19 protein-coding genes are annotated in these 21088 nt (G+C 74.4%); 6 read left to right on the top strand and 13 right to left on the bottom strand.

Annotation, left to right across the window (positions count from 1 at the left end):
* Nucleotides 1–20: 20 nt before the first annotated feature.
* The 5 genes from ilvD to ACH9EU_RS15695 all read right to left on the bottom strand — a co-directional run bounded on the left by ilvD (nt 21) and on the right by ACH9EU_RS15695 (nt 5282).
* Nucleotides 21–1853, bottom strand: a complete 1833-nt coding sequence (ilvD, locus tag ACH9EU_RS15715) for a dihydroxy-acid dehydratase (RefSeq protein WP_396414839.1) — start codon at nt 1851–1853, stop codon at nt 21–23.
* A gap of 135 nt (nt 1854–1988) precedes the next feature.
* Entirely contained in the window at nt 1989–2636 is a 648-nt protein-coding gene (locus ACH9EU_RS15710; protein WP_396414838.1) for a TetR/AcrR family transcriptional regulator, read from the bottom strand.
* Between the two features lie 13 nt (nt 2637–2649).
* Nucleotides 2650–3387 (bottom strand): ABC transporter permease, encoded by a 738-nt coding sequence (locus ACH9EU_RS15705; RefSeq protein WP_396414837.1) that lies wholly within the window; start codon nt 3385–3387, stop codon nt 2650–2652.
* A complete protein-coding gene (locus ACH9EU_RS15700) occupies nt 3387–4103 on the bottom strand; it encodes an ATP-binding cassette domain-containing protein (RefSeq protein WP_396414836.1) in 717 nt (238 codons plus the stop codon). Before ACH9EU_RS15700 ends, ACH9EU_RS15705 begins: the two co-directional genes overlap by 1 nt.
* Nucleotides 4104–4190: 87 nt before the next feature.
* Nucleotides 4191–5282 (bottom strand): YhjD/YihY/BrkB family envelope integrity protein, encoded by a 1092-nt coding sequence (locus ACH9EU_RS15695; RefSeq protein ID WP_396414835.1) that lies wholly within the window; start codon nt 5280–5282, stop codon nt 4191–4193.
* 165 nt (nt 5283–5447) lie between these two features.
* Between ACH9EU_RS15695 and ACH9EU_RS15690 the strand changes: the two genes are divergently transcribed.
* Nucleotides 5448–6974: an FGGY family carbohydrate kinase gene (locus ACH9EU_RS15690; RefSeq protein WP_396414834.1), complete on the top strand. Its 1527-nt coding sequence runs from the start codon at nt 5448–5450 to the stop codon at nt 6972–6974.
* Here the strand turns inward: ACH9EU_RS15690 and bioD are convergent.
* Genes bioD through bioB form a run of 5 tightly spaced genes read right to left on the bottom strand, consistent with a single transcriptional unit; the run spans nt 6950 to nt 12398 of the window.
* Nucleotides 6950–7735 carry a dethiobiotin synthase gene (gene bioD / locus ACH9EU_RS15685; RefSeq protein ID WP_396414833.1) on the bottom strand — a complete coding sequence of 262 codons (786 nt, stop codon included), beginning with the start codon at nt 7733–7735 and terminating at the stop codon, nt 6950–6952. The genes ACH9EU_RS15690 and bioD overlap by 25 nt on opposite strands.
* Entirely contained in the window at nt 7732–8793 is a 1062-nt protein-coding gene (locus ACH9EU_RS15680; protein WP_396414832.1) for a cytochrome P450, read from the bottom strand. The genes bioD and ACH9EU_RS15680 overlap by 4 nt, the downstream gene beginning before the upstream one ends.
* The gene (locus ACH9EU_RS15675) at nt 8790–9902 is read right to left on the bottom strand and encodes an aminotransferase class I/II-fold pyridoxal phosphate-dependent enzyme (RefSeq protein ID WP_396414831.1); all 1113 of its coding nucleotides are present in this window, start codon (nt 9900–9902) and stop codon (nt 8790–8792) included. The genes ACH9EU_RS15680 and ACH9EU_RS15675 overlap by 4 nt, the downstream gene beginning before the upstream one ends.
* Nucleotides 9899–11281 carry an adenosylmethionine--8-amino-7-oxononanoate transaminase gene (gene bioA, locus ACH9EU_RS15670; RefSeq protein ID WP_396414830.1) on the bottom strand — a complete coding sequence of 461 codons (1383 nt, stop codon included), beginning with the start codon at nt 11279–11281 and terminating at the stop codon, nt 9899–9901. The genes ACH9EU_RS15675 and bioA overlap by 4 nt, the downstream gene beginning before the upstream one ends.
* Nucleotides 11274–12398 carry a biotin synthase BioB gene (gene bioB, locus ACH9EU_RS15665; RefSeq protein WP_396414829.1) on the bottom strand — a complete coding sequence of 375 codons (1125 nt, stop codon included), beginning with the start codon at nt 12396–12398 and terminating at the stop codon, nt 11274–11276. Before bioB ends, bioA begins: the two co-directional genes overlap by 8 nt.
* Nucleotides 12399–12510: 112 nt before the next feature.
* Between bioB and ACH9EU_RS15660 the strand changes: the two genes are divergently transcribed.
* Together ACH9EU_RS15660 and ACH9EU_RS15655 are read left to right on the top strand one after the other, a co-directional pair.
* Nucleotides 12511–13125 carry an SSI family serine proteinase inhibitor gene (locus tag ACH9EU_RS15660; protein WP_396414828.1) on the top strand — a complete coding sequence of 205 codons (615 nt, stop codon included), beginning with the start codon at nt 12511–12513 and terminating at the stop codon, nt 13123–13125.
* A gap of 38 nt (nt 13126–13163) precedes the next feature.
* A complete protein-coding gene (locus ACH9EU_RS15655) occupies nt 13164–13691 on the top strand; it encodes a TetR family transcriptional regulator (RefSeq protein ID WP_396414827.1) in 528 nt (175 codons plus the stop codon).
* 123 nt (nt 13692–13814) lie between these two features.
* Here ACH9EU_RS15655 and fahA read toward each other — a convergent pair whose 3' ends face one another.
* The 3 genes from fahA to ACH9EU_RS15640 all read right to left on the bottom strand — a co-directional run bounded on the left by fahA (nt 13815) and on the right by ACH9EU_RS15640 (nt 17228).
* The gene (gene fahA / locus ACH9EU_RS15650; protein WP_396414826.1) at nt 13815–15047 is read right to left on the bottom strand and encodes a fumarylacetoacetase; all 1233 of its coding nucleotides are present in this window, start codon (nt 15045–15047) and stop codon (nt 13815–13817) included.
* Between the two features lie 85 nt (nt 15048–15132).
* Nucleotides 15133–16005: a hypothetical protein gene (locus ACH9EU_RS15645; RefSeq protein ID WP_396414825.1), complete on the bottom strand. Its 873-nt coding sequence runs from the start codon at nt 16003–16005 to the stop codon at nt 15133–15135.
* Nucleotides 16002–17228: a homogentisate 1,2-dioxygenase gene (locus ACH9EU_RS15640; RefSeq protein WP_396414824.1), complete on the bottom strand. Its 1227-nt coding sequence runs from the start codon at nt 17226–17228 to the stop codon at nt 16002–16004. Before ACH9EU_RS15640 ends, ACH9EU_RS15645 begins: the two co-directional genes overlap by 4 nt.
* A 107-nt stretch (nt 17229–17335) precedes the next feature.
* Here ACH9EU_RS15640 and ACH9EU_RS15635 point away from each other — a divergent pair, with 107 nt between their 5' ends.
* The 3 genes from ACH9EU_RS15635 to ACH9EU_RS15625 all read left to right on the top strand — a co-directional run bounded on the left by ACH9EU_RS15635 (nt 17336) and on the right by ACH9EU_RS15625 (nt 21034).
* Nucleotides 17336–17896 carry a MarR family transcriptional regulator gene (locus ACH9EU_RS15635; protein ID WP_396414823.1) on the top strand — a complete coding sequence of 187 codons (561 nt, stop codon included), beginning with the start codon at nt 17336–17338 and terminating at the stop codon, nt 17894–17896.
* A 210-nt stretch (nt 17897–18106) separates the two neighbouring features.
* The gene (locus ACH9EU_RS15630; RefSeq protein WP_396414822.1) at nt 18107–19957 is read left to right on the top strand and encodes an FAD-dependent monooxygenase; all 1851 of its coding nucleotides are present in this window, start codon (nt 18107–18109) and stop codon (nt 19955–19957) included.
* Nucleotides 19958–20059: 102 nt separating this feature from the next.
* On the top strand, nt 20060–21034 hold the full coding sequence (locus ACH9EU_RS15625) for a LysR substrate-binding domain-containing protein (RefSeq protein ID WP_396414821.1): 975 nt from the start codon (nt 20060–20062) through the stop codon (nt 21032–21034).
* Nucleotides 21035–21088 lie beyond the last annotated feature (54 nt).

Genomic DNA, 21088 nt, shown 5'->3' with positions numbered 1-21088 from the left:
CGCGGCGGGGGGAGCCGGGCTCAGATCACGCGCACGGCACCCTTGTCCGCGGAGGTCACCATCGAGGCGTAGGCGCGCAGGGCCTTGGACACCTGGCGTTCGCGCGGGCCCACGGGCTCCCACGGCGCCTCTCCCCTGGCCCGGCGGCGGGCGGCGAGCACGGCGTCGTCGACGTTCACGCGCAGCACACGGTTCGCGACGTCGATCTCGATCTCGTCGCCGGTCTCGACGAGTCCCACGGCCCCGCCGGCGGCGGCCTCCGGGGAGATGTGCCCGATGGACAGGCCCGACGTGCCGCCGGAGAAGCGGCCGTCGGTGATCAGCGCGCACTCCCGGCCGAGGCCGAGGCCCTTGAGGTAGGACGTGGGGTAGAGCATCTCCTGCATGCCCGGTCCGCCCTTGGGCCCCTCGTGGGTGATGACCACGACGTCGCCGGACCGGACGTTCTTGGAGAGGATCTCGACGACGGCCTCGTCCTGGGACTCCACCACGAACGCCCTGCCGACGAAGTGGAAGAGCTCCTCGTCGATGCCGGCGGTCTTGATCACGGCGCCGTCCTCGGCGATGTTGCCGTAGAGGATGGCCAGACCGCCGTCCTGCGTGTAGGCGTGCTCCACGGACCGGATGCAGCCCTCCGCGGCGTCGGTGTCGAGGGACTCGAACCGGTTGGCCGTCGAGAAGGCGCGGGTGGTGCGCACCCCGCCGGGCGCGGCCAGGAAGAGCTCCCGGGCCCGCGGGGACGCCTTCCCGCCGCGCACGTCCCACTCGTCGAGCCACGTGGCCAGGTCCGGGGCGTGGACGGTGTGCACGTCCTCGTCGAGCAGCCCGCCGCGGCGCAGCTCCCCGAGGATCGCGGGGATGCCGCCGGCCCGGTGCACGTGCTCGATGTGGAACTCCGTGGAGTTCGGGGCGACCTTGCACAGGCACGGCACCCGGCGGGAGAGGGCGTCGATGTCCGGCAGGGTGAAGTCCACCTCGCCCTCCTGCGCGGCGGCCAGGATGTGCAGGATCGTGTTGGTGGACCCGCCCATGGCGATGTCCAGGGCCATGGCGTTCTCGAACGCGGCCCGGGTGGCGATGTTGCGCGGCAGCACGGACTCGTCGTCCTGGTCGTAGTACCGGCGGCAGAGCTCGACGACCGTGCGGCCGGCCTCGCAGAACAGCTCCTTGCGGGCCACCTGGGTGGCCAGCGTGGTGCCGTTGCCGGGCAGGGACAGGCCCAGCGCCTCGGTCAGGCAGTTCATCGAGTTCGCGGTGAACATCCCGGAGCACGAGCCGCAGGTGGGGCAGGCGTTGCGCTCGATCTGGCCCAGCTGCTCGTCCGTGATCGACTCGTCGGCCGCCAGGGAGATGGCGTCCACCAGGTCCAGGCGGTGCTCGACGACGCCCTCCACGGCCTCGCCGGACTCCATCGGACCGCCGGAGACGAAGACCACGGGAATGTTCAGCCGAAGGGCGGCCAGGAGCATGCCCGGGGTGATCTTGTCGCAGTTGGAGATGCACACCAGCGCGTCCGCCCGGTGGGCGTTGACCATGTACTCCACGGAGTCGGCGATGAGGTCGCGGGACGGCAGCGAGTAGAGCATCCCGTCGTGGCCCATCGCGATCCCGTCGTCCACGGCGATGGTGTTGAACTCCTTGGCCACTCCCCCGGCCTCGTGGACCGCCGAGGCCACGAGGTCGCCCATGTCCTTGAGGTGCACGTGGCCCGGGACGAACTGCGTGTAGGAGTTGGCGATCGCGACGATGGGCTTCCCGAAGTCGTCGTCGCCCATGCCGGTGGCGCGCCACAGGGCGCGGGCGCCGGCCATGTTGCGGCCGTGGGTGGAGGTGCGGGAGCGGAGGTGGGGCATGGCGGTGCTGCGTCTCCTGTGCTGGGGCGGGTGCGGCCACGCCGAAGAGGCGCAGCGGCTGCGTGACGTCCGCCCACCAGGGTACGTCGTTCCGTGCCGACGCATGGGTTTCCGGACCCCCGTCTCAGGATGCGGTCACGGTCCGCCGCTTCCCGGATGCTGCTCCGGCGGCAGGTCCGCCGCCGTCAGCGCCCCGAAGAGGTACCGCCGGACCGTGGGGGCGACGGCGCGCACCACCGTCTCCTGCTCGGCGCCGGCGAGCGGCTCGAACCGCAGGACGTACCGGGTCAGGGCGAGACCGAGGAGCTGACTCGCGACGAGTGACACGCGGAGGGCCGCCTCCTCGTCGCTCACCCGGTCCCCGAGCTGGTGGACCACGGCGCGCACGACCCTGGTCGTCCAGAACTCCCGCACGAGCCGTGACGTGACGCCGTCGGACACGGCGGTGCGCAGGACACCGGCCATGGCCGGGCCGGTCACCGGGTGCTCCCACACGCCGAGGAAGGTGCGGACCAGGTTCTCGGGAGCGTTCTCCGGGCCCTCGGCGAACACCTCCGGAACGAGTTCGCCCGGCCGGACGGGGACGTCCAGGACCTGCTGGAACAGGTTCTCCTTGCTCCCGAAGTAGTGGTGGACGAGCGCCGGGTCGACGCCCGCGGCCAGGGCGATCCGGCGGACGGAGGCGCCGTCGTAGCCGTGCTGCGCGAACTGGGCGCGCGCAGCACGGAGAATCTGCCCCCTTGTGTCCTGCTTGCCCGGACGCCGCCCGCTCTGTCGACCCATCGGATGCCCGGTACTACGCGGTCCGCCGGCGCAGGGTGGCGGCGCCGAGGACGAGCGCCAGGACAACGACGGCGGCGACCACCAGCAGTCCGTGCCACATCGTGCCGGTGGGATCGGCGTGGGCCCCGACCTCCTGGAGCGCGGTGACGGCGTAGGTGAGCGGCAGGACGTCGCTGACCGCCTGCAACCACCCCGCCATGTCCTCGCGCGGCACGAAGAGGCCGCAGAGCAGGATCTGCGGCATGGCGACGACGGGCATGAACTGCACCGCCTGGAACTCGGTCCGGGCGAAGGCGCTGAACATGAGCCCCAGGGAGACGCCGAGCAGGGCATTGGTCACGGCGATGAGCACGACGAGGCCGAGGTCCCCGGCGGGATCCAGGCCCAGGACCCAGGCGCTGAACAGGGTGGCGACCGTGGCTTGGACGGCGGCGGCGAGGCCGAAGGCCAGACCGTAGCCGAACAGCAGGTCCGCCTTGCCGGCCGGGGTGGTGAACAGCCGTTCGAGCGTTCCCGTGGTGCGTTCGCGCAGCTTGGCGATGCTGGTGACGAGGAACATCATGATGAACGGGAAGATGCCGAGCATGAGCAGCGCCACGTGGTCGAAGACCTGCGGGCGCTGCTCGTACATGAAGTGCAGGAGCGTGAGCAGGACCGCGGGGACGACGACCATCATGGCCAGGGTGCGGCGGTCGTGGCGCAGTTGGCGCAGCACGCGTCCGGCGGTGAGCAGGGTGATCCGCAGTGACATCAGACGGCCTCCCGCCGTCGGACCAGGCGGAGGAACGCCTGGTCGAGGTCGTCCGTGCCGGCGTCGGCCTTGACCGCGGCCGGAGGACCCTGGGCGATGATGCCGCCCTCCCGCAGCAGGACGAGTCGGTCGCAGCGGTTGGCCTCGTCCATGACGTGGCTGGAGACCAGGAGAGTGGTGCCGGCGTCGGCGAGCGCCCGGAACTGCGCCCACAGCTCGTCGCGCAGGAGGGGGTCCTGGCCCACGGTCGGCTCGTCGAGCACGAGGAGGTCCGGGTCGCCGACCAGGCAGCAGGCCAGCGACGCACGGCTGTGCTGGCCGCCGGAGAGGTCCCGGACCAGCTGCCGGGCCTGTCCGCCGAGACCGACCCGGTCGAGGACGGCGTCCGCCCGGGGACCACGGATGCCGTAGAGGCCCGCGAAGTAGCGCACGTTCTCGCGCACCGTGAGATCCGCGTAGACGCTGGGCGCCTGCGTGAGGTACCCGATGCGCCGGCGCAGCTCCGGGGATCCGGCCGCCCGCCCGAGGACGGTGACGCGCCCGGACCGGACCACCTGCACCCCGACCACGGCACGCAGCAGGGTCGTCTTCCCGCTGCCGCTGGGCCCGAGGACGCCCGTCACCCGGCCACGGGGCAGAGCCGCGGTCACCCCGTGCAGCACCTCCTGGTGGCCGCGGCTCACGCAGAGATCCCGGATGTCCACGGCATCGTCCACGAGTGGCTCCTCAGAATTCGCCGACCGATGATTTCAACGATAGGTGAATTCCCCGTGGGCGACAACGCGCGGTCCCGCGGCAGGGAGTCAGCGCTCGGCGGCGCGGCGCCCGCGGTCCCGGCTGTGGTCGATGGGCACGAACTTCGCCCTCAGCTCGCGGCCGTCGTCGACGAACCGGCGCTCCCGGGCCCGCGTGCGCTCGCTCCCGCGCGTGTCCCGCGAGGGCAGCCTCAGGTTCTCCTCCGCGACGATCCCGGCCTGGAGCTGGCGTCCACGCTCCGTCTCGGCGTTGAACTCGGCCCCGGCGAGCAGCACGGCATTCATGATCCACAACCACAGCAGCAGCACGATCACACCGCCGATGGTGCCGTAGGTCGCGTTGTAGTTGCCGAAGTTCGAGACGTAGTAGCTGAACCCCGCCGTCGCGAGCGCCATGACCACGATCGCGAGGGCCGAGCCCAGGCTGAGCCAGCGGAACCTCGGCTGCCGGACGTTCGGGGTCACGTAGTAGAGCAGGGCGATCATGCCGGCCAGCAGCGCCAGCAGCACGGGCCACCTGAGGACGTTCCAGACCGCCAGCGCGGTGCCGCCCAGACCGATGAGTCCGCCGATCCACTCGGCCACGGGCCCGGAGAGGATCAGGATGAGCACCATCACCATGACCAGGACGATCAGCACGAGCGTGACCCCCAGCATCAGGGGGTAGAGCTTCCAGGCGGGCCGGCCCTCCAGGGTCTCGTAGATGCGGTTCATGGACCGGGCGAACGCCCGGACGTAGCCGGACGCCGTCCAGACCGCCCCCACGAGACCCGCGGCCAGGGTCAGGTTCGCCGACGGCGACGTCGTCAGGTCGTTGACCGGGTCCTCGAGGACCTCGACGGCCCCGGCCGGCGCGCCGACGGAGTGGAGCAGGTCGAGGATCGCCCGGGTCGTCGCCTCCCCCTGGCCGAGGACCCCCAGCAGCGAGACCACGACCAGCAGCCCCGGGAACAGGGACAGCACCGCGAAGAAGGTCATCACCGCGGCGGAGTCCGTGCACTCGTCCGTCCTGAACTCGTGGACGGTCCGCCGGAGGATGTAGCCCCACGAGGGCCGGGTGATCTCCGTGGGCGAGGCCGGTTTGGCCGCGCTGTCCGGGTCGTCGGCGTCAGCATCCGCCGGTTGCGGATCGGTGGCCATCGGTCCTCCTCCCGGAGCGGTCGGTCGTGGCGCGTCGTCGTGCCCTGCCTCCAGTGTCGCCCCGCGGACGCCCATCGGCGATCCCGGGACCCGCACCGCTCGGGCGCGGCGTCCGGCGAGTTCCTAGACTGGAGGTGATCGAGGCCACTCCAGGAGGCACATGCCATGAGCAGTCGACCCCGACCCCCGCGGCCCGACGACGGCGCCGACTTCAGCGTGGCCCTCGAGGACGCGCGCGACCCGCTCGTGATGGCCCTCGACGTCGGCTCCACGGGGAGCCGCGGCGGGCTGCACGACGCCACGGGCACTCCGGTGCGCGGCTACCGCGACAAGATCGAGCACGCCTTCACGACCGGGGCCGACGGGACCTCCGTGATCGACCCCGACCAGGTCGGGGACGAGATCGCCGAGCTGCTCGACCGCGTCCTGGCCGACCCGGTGCCGGCAGGACGGATCGCCGGGGTCGCCCTGGACACCTTCGCGTCGTCCCTCGTGGGGGTGGGTGCCGGGAACGAGGCGGTCACCCCGTGCTTCACCTACGCGGACTCCCGGTGCGCGGCCCAGCTCGCCGCCCTGCGGCAGGAGCTCGACGAGCCGGCGGTCCTGCAGCGCACCGGCGCCCTGCTGCACACGTCCTACCTGGCGCCGCGGCTGCGGTGGCTGCGCGAGACCGACCCGGGGGCGTGGGCGCGGGCCCGGCGATGGATGTCGCTGGGGGAATACATCCATCTGCGCCTGCTCGGCACCGCCCGGGCCGGCACGTCCACCGCCGCGTGGACGGGCCTGCTGGACCGCCGCACCGGGCAGTGGGACGCCGCCCTGCTCGAGGTCTGCGGCGTGGCCGCGGAGCAGCTCCACGAGGTCGTCGACCCGCACGAGGCGATCCCGGATCTCCCGGCGACCGTGGCGCAGCGGTGGCCGGCGCTGGAGGGGGCCGTGTGGTTCGCACCGGTCGCGGACGGGCTCGGCGCGCAGCTGGGCTCGGGCGGGACGGACGACTCCGCCCTGGTGGTCTCCGTCGCCACGTCGGGAGCCGCGCGGGTGCTGCTGCCCGGGATCCCGGACCGGGTGCCTCCCGGGCTGTGGTGCTACCGCGTCGACGAGCGGCGGAGCCTGCTGGGCGGCGCCCTCAACGACGTCGGCCGGGCCGTCGCCTGGCTCGAGGACACCATCGCCCTGCCCGGAGACACCACCCTGGCGGACGTGGCCGCCGCCGGCGTGGCGGAGGCCACCCCCGTGGTCCTCCCGTTCTTCAGCGGCGAGCGCTCGACCGGCTGGGCCGGGGAGGCCCGGGCCCTGTTCGCGGACGTCTCCGCGGCGAGCACCGGGGCGGACCTGGCCCGCGGCGTGCTGGAGGGGGTCGCGGCGTCCTACGCCCGCGTGGCCGACCTGCTCGAGGGGCCGGCACGGGGCGTGGAGCGGGTGGTGGCCTCGGGCCGGGTGTCCCGGGACCTGCCGGGGGTGCTGCAGATCCTGGCCGACGCCCTCGGCAAGCCCGTGGTCCGCGCCGACTTCAAGCGGGCCACACTGCGCGGCACGGCCCTGCTCGCCCTCGAGACGCTGGCTCCCGACGTGGAGCGAGCCCGGCCGCCGTATGCGCCGGCGCACGAGCCCGTGGCGGAACGGGCGGAGCACTACGCTGCCGTCCGGGCCCGCTTCGAGGAGCTCTACGCGGCCGTCGTGTCCCGCTGAGCGGACGGACGCACCGGTTCCCCCGGGACCGGCGGCCGGGGGCCGGCCGGGTCCGGCGACGGCAGCGCGCCGAGGCCGGCCGGCAGCACCCCCAGCTGGGGCGCGGCCAGCGCCGCCAGGTGCTCACGGTTGCTGCGCTCCACCGGCCCGGGAGCGCAGGGCCACGACCCGATCACGGTCCCGAGCACCGGCAGCCCCCGAGCGGCGAGCGCCTCGAGGGTGAGCGCCGTGTGGTTGAGCGTGCCGAGCGCTGCGCGGACCACGACGACGACGCCGCTGTCCGCGTCGACCCGCTCCCGGAGCAGCAGTGCGAGGTCGGCGAGGGTGCGGCGGGTCGCGTCGAGCTCCACGAGCAGCCCGCCGCTGCCCTCCACGAGCACGTGGTCGCGGGTCCGGGCGAGGCCCGCGATCCGCTCGGCGTGGGCCTCGAGGGGCGGCAGGTCCACCCCGTCCAGGGCCGCGGCCGGGCGCGGGGCCATGGGCGGGGTGAGACGGAGCCCCTCCCCCACGGCGAGGGAACCGGGGGCGGTGCCGAGCCGCCCGGCGATCCGCCCCACCGTGACCGCGTCCCCGGCCTCCCGGGGGAGCACCCCGGTCTGGACAGGCTTGTCGACCGCGACGGAGCGCCCGAGACGGGCGAGGGCGGAGGCCAGGACCGCGGTGGCCACGGTCTTGCCCACGTCCGTGTCCGTCCCGGTCAGCACGACCACGCGGGGCATGGCCGCCACCGCGGCGGGGTCGAGCCCCGGCGCCCCGCTCACGGCGCCGGCCGCCGGGCAGAGCCGGCGGGGGTCTCGATCGGAACCGTGAGGGGCGCGGAGAAGGACAGCAGCTCGAGGCGGGGACCGGCACCTCCGGAGCGGGCGTGCGGGACGGCGCGGGCGATCTCCTCGACCATCCAGGCGCTCTCCGAGCGGGCGAGCTGGGCGCCGAGGCACCGGTGCAGGCCGTGCCCGAAGGCCAGGCCCGCCCCGCCGCCGTGGCCGGACAGGTGGAGCAGCAGCTCGGTGCCGGCCGGCACCGTCCGCCCGTCCAGCTCGGTGTCCGCGGGACAGGACCTCCGCCAGGTGGGCACGGAGGAGTCCTCGGCCAGGGCCTCGGCCACGAGGGCGTCCGCGCCGGCCGCCGCCGCCCGCCAGGCCGCGGGCTCGGCCAGCGCCCGGTGGAGCACGGTGTTCACGAGCAGCCCCGTGGTGGTCTGGCCGGCGATCAGCAGGAAGAACGCGAGCGAGCGCAGCCGCACGACGTCGATCCCCGCGGCCCCGAGGGCGCCGAACACCGTGGCCGGGTCCCGGCGCGTGTCCTCCACGAGTCCGGCGAGCCAGGAGGAGAACGCGGCGGCCGAGTGGGCGAGCTCCACCTGATGCTCGGGCCCCGGCCGGCCCCAGAAGAGGACGAGGCCGTCCAGGCTCCAGCGGTGCAGCTGCTCCCCGGGCGGCAGGCGCGCCGGGTCCACGCCGATCAGGGGGGCGAGCGCCGCGGCCGGCACGGTGCGGGTGACCAGGGCGAGGTCGCCGGTGCCCGCGGGGAGCTCGCGGTCGAGGACCTGCCGGGTCAGGGACCGCACGGACTCCTCCCGGGCCGCCACGCGGGCCGGGGAGAAGAACCGGGCGACGACCCCGCGCACCGTCCGGTGCAGCTGTCCCGTCGCGCTGGCCAGCACGGGCGGCAGCGCGAAGCCGGACCGGGCCAGCACCCGCCGCGCGGCCGGGGCCAGGGGCTCGACGGCGGTGAGGGCGTTGCCCGGCCCGAAGTCCTCCGCCCGGCGCAGGACCTCCCTGACGAGGGCGGGGTCGCTCACGTGGTGGTAGGCGGTCACGACAGGACCTCCGCCACGTGGGCCAGCGCGGCGTCCAGCGCGGCCGGGTCCAGGCCGGCGCGGGCGGTCAGCCGCAGCCGGGAGACGCCGTCAGGCACGGAGGGCGGCCGGAAGCAGCCGACGAGCACGCCGCGCCCCCGCAGCTCCTGGGCCGCGGCGGCGGCCGCGGCGGCGGAGGGCATCGGCGCGGACTGGACGGCGCCCGCCGAGACGGGGACGCCGAGGGTCCCCGCGATCGTGCGGGCGCTCCGGTGCACGGCCGCCGGCCGCTCCGGCTCGGCCGCGAGGATCCGGCACGCGGCCGCGGCGGCGGCGGCCGCGGCCGGGGCGAGACCGGTGTCGAAGACGAACGACCGTGCGGTGTTGAGCAGGTGCTCCCGCAGCGGCTCCGGGCCGAGGACGGCCCCGCCCTGGGCCCCGAGGGCCTTGGAGAGCGTGGCCGTGACGACCACGTGCTCGTCCTCGGCCAGGCCGGCCGCGTGCACCGCTCCCCGCCCCGCGCCGAGGACCCCCAGGCCGTGCGCCTCGTCCACGACCAGCAGCGCGTCGTGCTCCCGGCACGCGGCCGCGAGCTCCGCCAGGGGCGCGGCGTCTCCGAGCACCGAGTAGACGGACTCGACGACGACCACGGCCCGCGGCTGCGTGCGCCCGGCGAGGGCGGCCCGCACCGCGGCGACGTCCTGGTGGGCCACGACCGTGACGGGCGAGCGGGACAGCCGGGCGCCGTCGACGACCGAGGCGTGCACGTGGGCGTCGGTGATCAGCAGCGTCCCCGGGTCGCCGAGGGCCGCGAGCAGACCGGTGTTGGCGGCGTAGCCGCTCGAGAACACCAGCGCCGACTCCGCGCCGGTGAGCGCGCACAGCTCGTGCTCGAGCTCCCGGTGCACGGCCGTGGTGCCCGTGACCAGGCGGGAGGCCCGGGCCCCGGCACCGAAGCGGTCCAGCGCCCCGTGGGCGGCCGCGAGCACCCGGTCGTCCCGGGAGAGCCCGAGGTAGTCGTTGGACGCGAGGTCGAGCGCCCCGCCGGGGTGCACGCGGTCCTCACGGACCAGCCCGCGGGCCCGCCGGATCCTGGCCCGGTCCTCGAGCCACGTCGCGAGCGCGCTCACCGGACCGGCTCCGGCAGCGCCGCCCCGGGGACGGGGCGCACGGCACGGCCGGGGGGACCGGCCGGGGCGACCGAGCCGACGGCGGCCACGACGGCCTCCCCGATCCGCCGGGCCTCCCCGTCCGTGGCGAGGTAGGGCGGCATGGCGTAGACGAGGTCGCGGAAGGGTCGCAGCCACACCCCGTGCTCGAGGGCCGCGCGGGTCAGGGCCGCCCGGTCGGCCGCGGCGTCGAGCTGGACGACGCCGACGGCACCGATCGTGCGGACGTCCCGGACCCCGGGCACGTGCCGGGCCGGCGCGAGGGACTCGCGCAGTGCGGTCCCCACCCGGTCGACGTCCTCGCGCCAGGTCGCGGCGAGCAGGTCCACGGACGCGCAGGCCACCGCGCACGCGAGCGGGTTGCCCATGAAGGTGGGGCCGTGCATCAGCGCCCGCAGGTCGGAGCCCGAGATCACGCCGCCCACGTGCCGGCTCACGACCACGGCCGCCAGCGAGAGGTAGCCGCCGGTCAGGGCCTTGCCCACGCACAGCACGTCCGGGACCACCCCCGCGTGCTCGCACGCGAACCAGCGCCCGGTCCGGCCGAAGCCGGTGGCGATCTCGTCCGCGACCAGCAGCAGCCCGTGCTCGTCGGCGACCTCGCGCAGCGCCCGCAGGCACTCGGGGGCGTAGACGCGCATCCCGCCCGCGCCCTGGAGGACGGGTTCGACGACGACGCCGGCCAGCTCGGCCTCGTGCGCGGCCGCCGTGGCCCGCAGCCGCTCCGTCCACCGGGCGACGGCCCGCTCGTCGGTGGACCACGTGCCGTGCTCGTCCACCGCGGCGGCCGGGGGTTCGGGCACGAAGACCTGCCCGGCCACGAGCCCGGAGAACCGGGAGTGCATCCCGTGCACCGGGTCGCACACGCTCATCGCCCCGGTGGTGTCCCCGTGGTAGCCGCCGCGCACGGTCAGCATCCGGCGGCGGCCGGGGCGGGCACGGGCGGCCTGGTACTGCACCGCGAGCTTGAGGGCGACCTCCACCGCGACGGATCCGGAGTCGGCCAGGAACACGTGGTCGAGGCCCTCGGGGGTCCGGGCCGCGAGCCGCTCCCCCAGCTCGACCGCCGGCTCGTGGGTCAGACCGCCGAACATGACGTGCGCGAACCGTTCGAGCTGCCCGGCCACCGCCCGGTCGAGCACGGGGTTGCGGTAGCCGTGGACGGCGCACCACCACGAGGACATCCCGTCGATCGCCTCGACCGCCCGGCCGTCCGGGGACCGGAGCCCCAGCCGCACGCCCTGCGCGTGCTCGACGACCCAGGGCGGGTCCCCGTCCAGCGCCTCGTAGGGGTGCCAGAGCAGACCCGCGTCCCGCCCCGCGATCCCGTCCTCAGGCATTGGGGGCCAGCTGCGTGCCGGCCCCGCGCCGCCGCAGCACCGGACGCCCGGTCCCGGCGGCGGCCGCGACCGCGCCGTCGTCGTCGGCGGTCGCGTCCCCGGGGCTCCCGGCGGTGCTGCCGTCGGTGCTGCCGTCGTCGAGACCCAGGACCGTGAAGCCGCCGTCGCGGATCATCTCGAGGTCGGCCTGCGCGGCCTGGCCCTCGCTCGTGAGGTAGTCGCCCAGGAAGAGCGAGTTGGCCACGTGCAGGGCCAGCGGCTGGAGCGTGCGCAGGTGCAGCTCCCGGCCGGCGGCCATCCGCAGCTCCCGGTCGGGGCAGACGAAGCGCACCACGGCCAGGATCCGCAGGGCGCGCTGGGGGGTCAGCTCCCAGGTGCCCTCGAGCGGGGTCCCGTCGAAGGGGATGAGGAAGTTCACCGGGATCGACGCGGAGCCGAGGTCCCGCAGCGCCAGCACGGCGTCGACGAGCTCCTCGTCGGTCTCGGTCATGCCCACGATCAGCCCGGAGCACGGGGACAGCCCGGCGGCCTGCGCCCGTTCCACGGTGTCGACGCGGTCCCGGAAGGTGTGCGTGGTGCAGATGTCCTCGTAGTTGGACTCCGCCGTGTTGAGGTTGTGGTTGTAGGCGTCCGCCCCGGCCTCGGCCAGGGCCTGGGCCTGCCCGTCCTCGAGCAGGCCCAGGCACGCGCAGACCTCGACCCCCGGGTGCTCGGTCTTCAGCGCCTCGACGATCCCGGCGACCTTCCCGACCTCACGGTTCGACGGCCCGCGGCCGCTGGCCACGAGGCAGACCCGGGACGCACCGCCGCGGATGCCGTGTCCGGCCTGCTCGACGGCCTGCTCGGGGCTCAGCCACGAGTACCGCAGGATGCCCGTGCCGGCGTTGAGCCGCTGGGAGCAGTAGCCGCAGTCCTCGGGACACAGCCCGGACTTCAGGTTGACGAGGTAGTTGACCTTGACCGTGGTGCCGAAGTGGTGGCGGCGCAGCCGGGAGGCTGCGGCCACGAGGTCGAGGAGGTCCTCGTCGGGTGAGGTGAGGAGGGCGAGGGCCTCCTCACGGGTGACGGCGCGGCCGGAGAGGACGGCACCGGCGAGGGCGGAATAGTCGTTGAACACCGTTCAATCATTGAACACTGTTCAACGACTCGTCAAGGAGGGGTCCACAATGGGAGGCGACGGCACCCCCCGCCCGACCCCGATCCCGACCCCGACCCCGAGGAGCTCTGTCATGAGGAACCCGCGACCCGCCTCCGACCGGATCTCGACGTCCCCGGTGTGTCGGCGCACCCCGCGCGGCAGGACGGTCGCGGCCGCGCACCTCACGGCCCTCGCCCTCGCCGGGCTGCTGCTGACCGCGTGCGCCCCGCGCTCCGACGGCTCGGCGCCGAGCCCCGGCGCGTCGGACCCGGGCACGGCCACCCCCGAGCCGGGCACGGCCTCCCCCGACCCGGGCACGGCCCCCGCCGGCCGGGCCCTGCTGGACGTGTCGGTCCGCGCGGACGAGTCGGCGGCACAGGAGCAGTACGTCCTCGAGTGCGCCGATGGGAGGCCCGGCCCGGCCACCACCCACCCGGACGCGGAGGCCGCCTGCGCGGACGTGCTCTCCCTCGGCGCGGACTTCTTCACGGCCGAACGCGATCCGGACCTCGCCTGCACGCAGCAGTACGGCGGCCCGCAGACCGCCCGCGTCACGGGCACCGTGGACGGGGAGCCCGTGGACACCGGGTTCTCCCGGACCGACGGGTGCGAGATCGCCCGCTGGGACGCCGCGCAGAGCCTCCTGGGCCCCGGCGGAGTGGATCTGCCGCCGGAGTCCTCCGGTCCCGGGGCCGCGCGACCGTAGACTGGGGCGGTCCCGCCGCCGTCCGAGGAGGATCGCCCGTGGCCCTGAACCGACCCGCCGTGGTGGACGCGGCCTGGGAGCTGCTGCGCACCTACGGCCTGGGCGACCTCACCATGCGCCGGCTGGCCCGTGAGCTGGAGGTGCAGCCGGGCGCCCTCTACTGGCACGTGGCCAACAAGCAAGAGCTGCTGCTGGCCCTCGCCGAGCGGATGCTCGCCCCCGTGGGCGAGGACGAGGACCGTTCCCCCGCGGACCTGCTGCGTGCCCTGCGCCGGGCGGTCCTGGCGGTGCGGGACGGCGCCGACGTCGTCGCCGTGGCCCACGCCCTCGCACCCCACGAGCTGCCGCCCACGGCCCAGCTCGTCGCACGGCTGCGGGCGAACGGTCTCGACGACGTCGCGGCCCGGCAGGGCGCCCTCGCGCTGGTCCGGTTCGGCCTGGGCTCGGTGGCCGCCCAGCAGACCCGCACGGCGATCGGCGGGAGCACGCCCGCACAGGACGCCGCGGACGAGGAGGACTTCGAGGCGGGGCTGGCGGTCCTCCTGCGCGGCCTGGCGGTGCGCTGAGGGCCCTGCGCCTCCCCTGCCCCACGACGAACGCACCGGGCCGGCCCGGGAGGCCCGTGGTGACCCCGGGGCGGACCGGGGGTGCGCCGGACGGTGCGGTGCGGTCGTGGAGGCGGCGGGACCTCAGGTGGCGGGCAGGACGGTGGCGGTGCACTCGCCGAAGTCGATGACCGAGCCGTCCGGACCCGGTGCGGTGCCCTTGAGGGTCACGGTCTGTCCGTCCTCGAGGAAGCTCATCTCGGTCCCGTCGGCAAGGGTGAAAGGTTCCTTGCCTCCCCAGGAGAGCTCCAGGAAGGACCCGCGCTGGTCCGCCTCGGGGCCCGAGACGGTGCCCGAGCCGAAGAAGTCGCCGGGGCGCAGGCTCGCGCCGTTGACGGTCATGTGGGCGACCATCTGCGGGGCGGTCCAGTACATGGTGCGCACCGGGGGGTGGGAGACGGCCTGCCCGTCCAGGACAACCTCCATGGTGATGTCCAGCCCCCACGGCCCGCCGGAGCTGTCGTCGAGGTACGGGGCGAGCTCGTGCTCGCGGGCCGGGGGCGCCACGCGGGCGGCCGCCAGGGCCTCCCAGGGCACGACCCACAGGGAGATCGAGGACGCGAAGGACTTGCCCAGGTAGGGCCCCAGCGGCACGTACTCGTAGGCCTGGATGTCGCGGGCGGACCAGTCGTTGAAGAGCACGACGCCGAAGAGGTGCTCGGCCGCCGCCCGCGCCACGGAGACCTCTCCCGCGGGGGCGGAGCCGCCCAGCACGAAGCCGATCTCGGCCTCGATGTCGAGGCGGCGGGAGGGACCGAAGCTGGGCGTGCCGTCCTGCTCGGGTCGCAGGCCCTTGGGGCGGGGGAAGTCCTGCCCCGAGGGGATCACGGTGCCGGCCCGGCCGTGGTAGCCCACCGGCAGGCGCTTCCAGTTGGGCAGCAGCGGAGCCTGGTCGGGGCGGAACATCCTGCCCACGTTGGAGGCGTGGTGCTCGGAGGCGTAGTAGTCGACGTAGTCGGCCACCGTGAACGGCATGTGCAGCCGGACCTCCTCCACCGGGTGGGAGGCCCGCTCGACGGCCTCGGCCGCCCCGTCGGTGGTCACGACCTCGACCAGCCAGGCACGCAGGGCGGTCCACGCCTCCCGGCCGGCGGCCAGCAGGACGTCCAGGTCGGGGGCGGACACGGCGGTGTGCAGGCCCTCGGGCAGCACCGGCCCCGTGGTGTCGAGGGCCGTGGCCAGCGCGTTCACGTCGATCGCCCGCTCGCCCAGGCGCACCCCCAGCCGCGGGGCCCCGCCGGCCGTGGAGAAGGAGGCGTAGGGAAGGTTCTGGGGCCCGAAGCCCTCGGTGGCGAAACGGTCGGCTGCAGTGGTCACGGTGGAACTCCTTCGAAGCAGGGGGACAGAGGATGACGGCGGCACCTTCCCGCGCCCGCGACCGCGGGCCCGGGAGGGTGCCGGTTCAGACGAGACCGGGCGGGAAGAGGCCGAGCTTCTCGAGGCTCTCGGCGGGCTCGGCCACGCTGCAGGTCCCGAAGGACGTGAACGACTTCCGCCACGCCCCGTCCGAGACCCGGGCGAGCTCCACGAGGGGGGCCGGTTCGCTCTCGGTGAGCAGGGCGGCCACGCGTTCGGCCGGTTCCTGGGCCCGGGCAGCCCCGGTGGCCATCGCGATGTTGAGGAAGCCGTGGTGGGTCAACCCCGTGGCCGGGTTCGTGTACCGCACGGCCTCGTGGAGCCCGGCGGTGAGCTTGAACGGGAGCCGCGCGGCCACCGCCTCCACCAGCACGGAGGCCAGCTGCTCAGGGGTGGGGAACAGGTGCGCCTCGATCCCCCCGGTGCGGTACTTCAGGCGCAGCCCGGTGCCCTCGAGCAGCCCCAGCGCCCCGGCGGCCACCTGGCCTGCGGTGAGCTCCACGAAGACCGGCACGCCCTCGACCGCGGCCGCCTCGCGGGCCTGCGCCGCCCACACGTGGCGGTCGGCCGGGTCGGTCTTGAGCTCGACGGAGACGACCCTCAGCTCGGGACCGAGCTCCTCCGCCAGGTCCAGGGCGGCTTGCAGCTGCCCGGCGGGGACCACGGCGGAGACCTCGATCGCCCGCCCGCCACGGTCCAGGCCGGAGGCGATGCGCTTGGCCTCGGGCAGGTCCTTCAGCGCCAGCACGGCCGGCCCCACCGCCGCGACGAGCGGGTTCGCCCATCGCGCCACGTGGTCGACGACGGCCCGCTCCAGCGGGGCCAGGCCCGGCGGGAAGGTCGCGGCGTCGTCGAAGAAGCCGGTGAACTGGGCCGGCACGGTCCGCGCGCCGGTGTCCGTGGTGACGGTGCCGCTCACGAGTTCGACCACATCCCCCCGGTCCACTCGCGCCCGGGCGTCCAGGACGAGGCGTACTTGCCGTCGTCGGTGGCCACCGCCGCCTCGCCCAGGTCGAGGGGGCGGAAGGTGTCGACCATGACCGCGGTCTCCTCGAAGTACTCCACACCGACCGAGGCCTCGATCGCCCCCGGCTGCGGGCCGTGCGGGTGCCCACCGGGGTGGATGGAGATCGAGCCCTTGCCGATCCCGGAGCCCTTGCGCGCCTCGTAGTCCCCGTCCACGTAGAACATGATCTCGTCGGAGTCCACGTTGGAGTGGTAGTACGGCACCGGCACCGCCAGCTCGTGGTAGTCGACCTTGCGGGGCACGAAGTTGCAGATCACGAAGTTGTGGCCCTCGAAGACCTGGTGCACGGGCGGCGGCTGGTGCACCTTGCCCGTGATGGGCATGTAGTCCGTGATGTTGAAGGTGTACGGGTACAGGCACCCGTCCCAGCCCACGACGTCGAAGGGGTGGTGCGGCAGGACGTGGACCGTCCCGTGCAGCCCGGAGGCGCCGCGGCCGCGGTGCTTGATGTAGACCTCCACGTCGGTCTCCTCGCGCAGGAGGGTCTCGGTGGGCCCGTGCAGATCGCGCTCGCAGTACGGTGCGTGCTCCAGCAGCTGGCCGTACTTGGAGAGGTAGCGGTGCGGGGGCCCGATGTGGCTGTTGGCCTCGACGAAGTAGAGGCGGGCGGTCTCCCCCTCGCGCAGCACCCAGCGGTGGATGGTCGCCCGGGGGATGATCACGTAGTCGCCCTCGACGGCCTCGAGGGGGCCGAACTGGGTCTCCACCAGGGCCGAGCCGCGCTCGACGTACACGCACTCGTCGCCCACCGCGTTCTTGTACAGCGGCGAGGTCGTTCCCACGTACGCGTAGGAGATGCGCACGTCCCCGTTGCCCAGCACGAGCCGCCGCCCGGTCACGGCGTCGGTGCCGGCCGCCTGCTCCTCGGTGAACAGGTCGTGCAGCTTCAGGTGCCGCGGCAGCAGGGGGTCGTTCGGGGTCAGCGTCTGGTCCGGCAGGTCCCACGGCCGCGTCCCGACGATCGCCGAGGGGATGTACCGGTGGTAGAGCAGCGAGGAGTCGGAGGAGAAGCCCTCCTCGCCCATGAGCTCCTCGTAGAGGACGCTGCCGTCCTCGTCCTTGAACAGGGTGTGGCGCTGCCGGGGCACCGGGCCCAGCCGGCGGTAGTAGGCCATGTCCATCTCCTCGTGTCGGGCCGCACGTGGCGGTCTGTGATCCAGCTCTCCAGCAAATAGTAAATGCTTGTACTACTTTGGGCAACCCCTGGCATAGAATCGTCGCCATGCCGAACCACGACCGCCCGGCCCCCGCCGGCGACACCTCCGCCACACCGCCGGACTACTGGTCCTTCGTCCAGGCCGCCCAGCGCCGGATCTCACAGGAGTTCCCGGACGCGGACCTGGACGCGAACCGGCTCTTCCTCTCGCTCAACCGCTCCTCCTCGACCGCGGTCTACGACTTCGAGTCCACGATCCACCGCCCGGCCGGCGGCACCTGGTCCAGCTTCCGCCTGCTGCTCGCACTGTGGGTCTCCGGGCCCCTGAGCCCGAACGAGGCGGCGCGGCTGACCGGCATGAGCCGCGCGGCGGTCTCCAACCTGACGGGCACGCTCGTCGGCAAGGGCCTGCTGCGGCGCGAGGCCTCCCCCGACGACGGGCGCTCCGTCACACTCCGCCTGACCGAGGACGGCCTGGCGAAGATCCGCGTGGCGTTCCGGGCGCAGAACGAGCGCGAGAGCCAGTGGGCCGAGGCCCTGACCGACGACGAGCAGCACACCCTCGTGACCCTGCTCGAGAAGCTCATGGAGCAGCGGGAGCGCATCGGCGCCCGGGCCCGCCGATAGCACCACCCCGCAGGCAGGAACGCGCGCCCGGCCCGGCGGTCGCCCGCACCGGACGGACGCCGGACCGGAACAGCGGGGCAGGAGGCGGCGGGGGCACGCCCTCTGCACCCCAGGAGAACTTGGGATCCCCCCAAGTAGTTCAAGCATTGATTATTTTGGTGTGTCCTGCCTAACATCGATGAAGCCCTGACGCAACGATCCGGAGACACCATGAGCGCCCTGAACACCTTCACGGTTCCCCACACGCCGCCCGCCCCGGGATTCTGGGACGAGGTGCACCCCGTCACGGTCGTCGGCGGCGGCCCCGTGGGCCTGACCACCGCCCTCGGCCTGGTCCGCCGTGGCATCCCGACCGTCCTCGTCGAGGCCCGCGACACCGTCTCGGTCGGCTCCCGCGCCATCTGCACCTCCCGCCACTCCCTGGAGATCCTCGACCGGCTGGGCGTGGGCGACCGCGTGCAGGAGCGCTCCCTCGTGTGGGACCGCGGCAAGAGCTTCTACCGGGACCAGCAGATCCTCGAGTTCGTGATGCCCAACGACGAGAAGTTCGTGCGCCCGCCCATGGTCAACATCTCGCAGGCGGACATCGAGCAGTACCTCTGGGAGGCCCTGCTGGCCGAGCCGGGGGCCACGGTGCTGACCTCCTGCGAGGTGACCGGCGTCCAGGAGGTTCCGGCCTCGGCCGCGGCGCACGGCACCGACCGCACCGTGGAGCTGACCGTCTCCGCCCCGGAGGGCGAGCGCACCCTGCGCACGGCGTGGGTGGCCGCCGCCGACGGCGCCCGCAGCGCCGTCCGCCGCGCGATGGACCTGCGGCTGGAGGGCACCAGCTACGAGGGCCGCTACGTCATCGCCGACATCACGTGGGTCAACGACTGGCCCACCGAGCGCTTCGTGTGGTTCGACCCCGAGTCCAACCGCGGGTCGACGATCATCATGCACAAGCAGCCCGACGACGTCTGGCGCGTCGACTACCAGCTGCGGGACGAGGACGACCCCGAGCACGAGCAGCGCCCCGAGGTCATCCGGGCCCGCATCACCGAGCACCTCGAATGGCTCGGCGAGACCGACGCGCAGTGGGAGATGGTCTGGTCCAGCCTCTACAGCGCCCGGGCGCTCGCGCTGGAGGACTTCCGCCACGGCAACGTCGTGTTCGTCGGCGACGCCGCCCACCTCGTGCCGATCTTCGGCGTGCGCGGGATGAACTCGGGCCTCGAGGACGCCGCCACGGCCTCGTGGCAGCTGGCCGCCGTCGTCTTGGGCGCGGCCCGGCCGGCCCTCCTGGACGCCTACGCCGCCGAGCGCCGGTACGCGTGGGAGCAGAACATCTCCAACGCCACCCTGAGCACCCTCTTCATGACCCCGGGCACGTTCGGCTACAAGGCCTCCCGCGAGGCTGTCCTGCCGCTGATCGGCGCCCGGCCCGCACTGCGCCACCTCGTGGACCCCCGGCAGTCCTCGGCCACCCACGCCCGCGGTTCCCTGATCAACTGGGGCACTCCCGGCTCCCGGGCCGGGATCCACCCCGGCGACCCCGTGGCCGACACGCACCTGCCGGACCTGGGCACGACCCTGTACCGCGCCACGGACCGGGGATTCACGGTGATCGGGACCCGGGGCACCGCCGAGCCGGCCCGCCGCACCGCCGACGCCTTCGCGGCGCAGTTCCCGCAGGAGGGCGCCCGCGTGCTCGAGCTCAGCGCCGCGGATCGGGCGCTGCTGGGGATCGAGGGCGAGCACGTCGTCGTCCTGCGGCCGGAAGGCCTGGTGCTGGCCGTGCTGGCGCCCGGCGAGACCACGGAACCCACCGGGATCGCGGCGGGCGTCGCGGCCGGTCGCACCGGGAGCCGGTACGTCACGGAGCGCCGCACCCGCACGCCCGACCCCGAGGCCGAGACCGTCGAGACGGTCTGGCGCGGCATCAGCGAGGGCCTGGACGCCGCCGACGACGACGGGTCCAGGGTCGCCTTCCTCGCCAAGGCCGTGCTGCTGCTGGCCACGAACCACCCCGAGCCGGCCGCCGTCCGGGAGGCCCTGGACCTGGCCGCTCAGCAGCGGTAGCCCTCCCCCGCCCCACGGGCTCCGCGCGGGTCCACCCCGCGGAGCCGGTCCCGCCCCACCCGAAGGAACCGCCGTGCCGACCACCGCCCCCGCGCCCCGGGGATGACCGAGACCGACCCGCCGCCGGCGGTCCCCGGCTCCGACGCCCCGCCCTTCACGCTGCGCCAGCTGCAGATCTTCCTCGCCGTGGCCGACGCCGGCTCGTTCAGCGCCGCCGCCGAACGGCTGCTCGTGTCCCAGACCGCGGTGTCCCTGGCCGTCACCGAGCTGGAGCGGGTCCTGCGGACCACGCTGCTGGTGCGCCGGCGCGCCCAGGGCGTGCAGCTCACCACGGCGGGCCGGTCCGTGCTGCCCCTGGCCCGGACCGTGCTGAGGCACTCCGGCGCCCTCTACGAGCAAGCGGCCGGGGCCGGGGAGCTGCGCGGCACGGTCTCCCTCGGATGCTTCCCGAGCCTCGGGCCGTCGCTGCTGCCGGGGCTGCTCGAGGGCTTCCTGACCGCCCACCCCGCCGCGGACGTCCGGTTCCGCGAGGCCCCGATGGACCGGCTGGAGCCCGAGGTGCTCTCCGGGTCGCTGGACCTGGCGCTGACCTTCGACGTCGGCCTGCACCCGGACCTCGAGCGCACCCGGCTGGCGACCAGGCACCCCGGCGTGCTGCTGCCGGCCGAGCACCCGGCCGCACGGGCGTCCGGTCCGCTCGACCTGCGGACCCTGGCCCAGGAGCCCTTCATCTCGCTGGACACCCCCCTGAGCAGCCAGCACGTGGACGGCATGTTCCGCGCCGCCGGGATCGTGCCGCGCGTGCGCTACCGGTCCGAGAGCTTCGAGACCGTGCGCTCGTTGGTGGGACGGGGCTTCGGCTGGGCCGTGACGGTGCAGCGGTCCGGCACGGACCGCACGCACGAGGGCCGCCGGGTGGTCGTCCGGGAGATCGTCCCCGCACAGGCCGAACCCGTCGCCGTCGTCGCGGCCTGGAGCGCCGCCGTCCCGCTGAGCCGCACCGCCCGGGCGTTCGTGGACCTGGCCCGGTCGGCTCCGCTCGACGAGCAGGACCCCCGGTCCCCTCGACACGGCTGACCCCGCTCCCGTGCCCGGCCGCGGGACTGCGTGGCCGGGCACGGGAACGGGGCC

It is taken from the genome of Kocuria rhizosphaerae (genome assembly GCF_044462265.1).
GTDB lineage: Bacteria > Actinomycetota > Actinomycetes > Actinomycetales > Micrococcaceae > Kocuria > Kocuria rhizosphaerae.
Note: the sequence above shows the minus strand (reverse complement) of the source record. Positions and strands in the feature narration are given on the sequence as shown.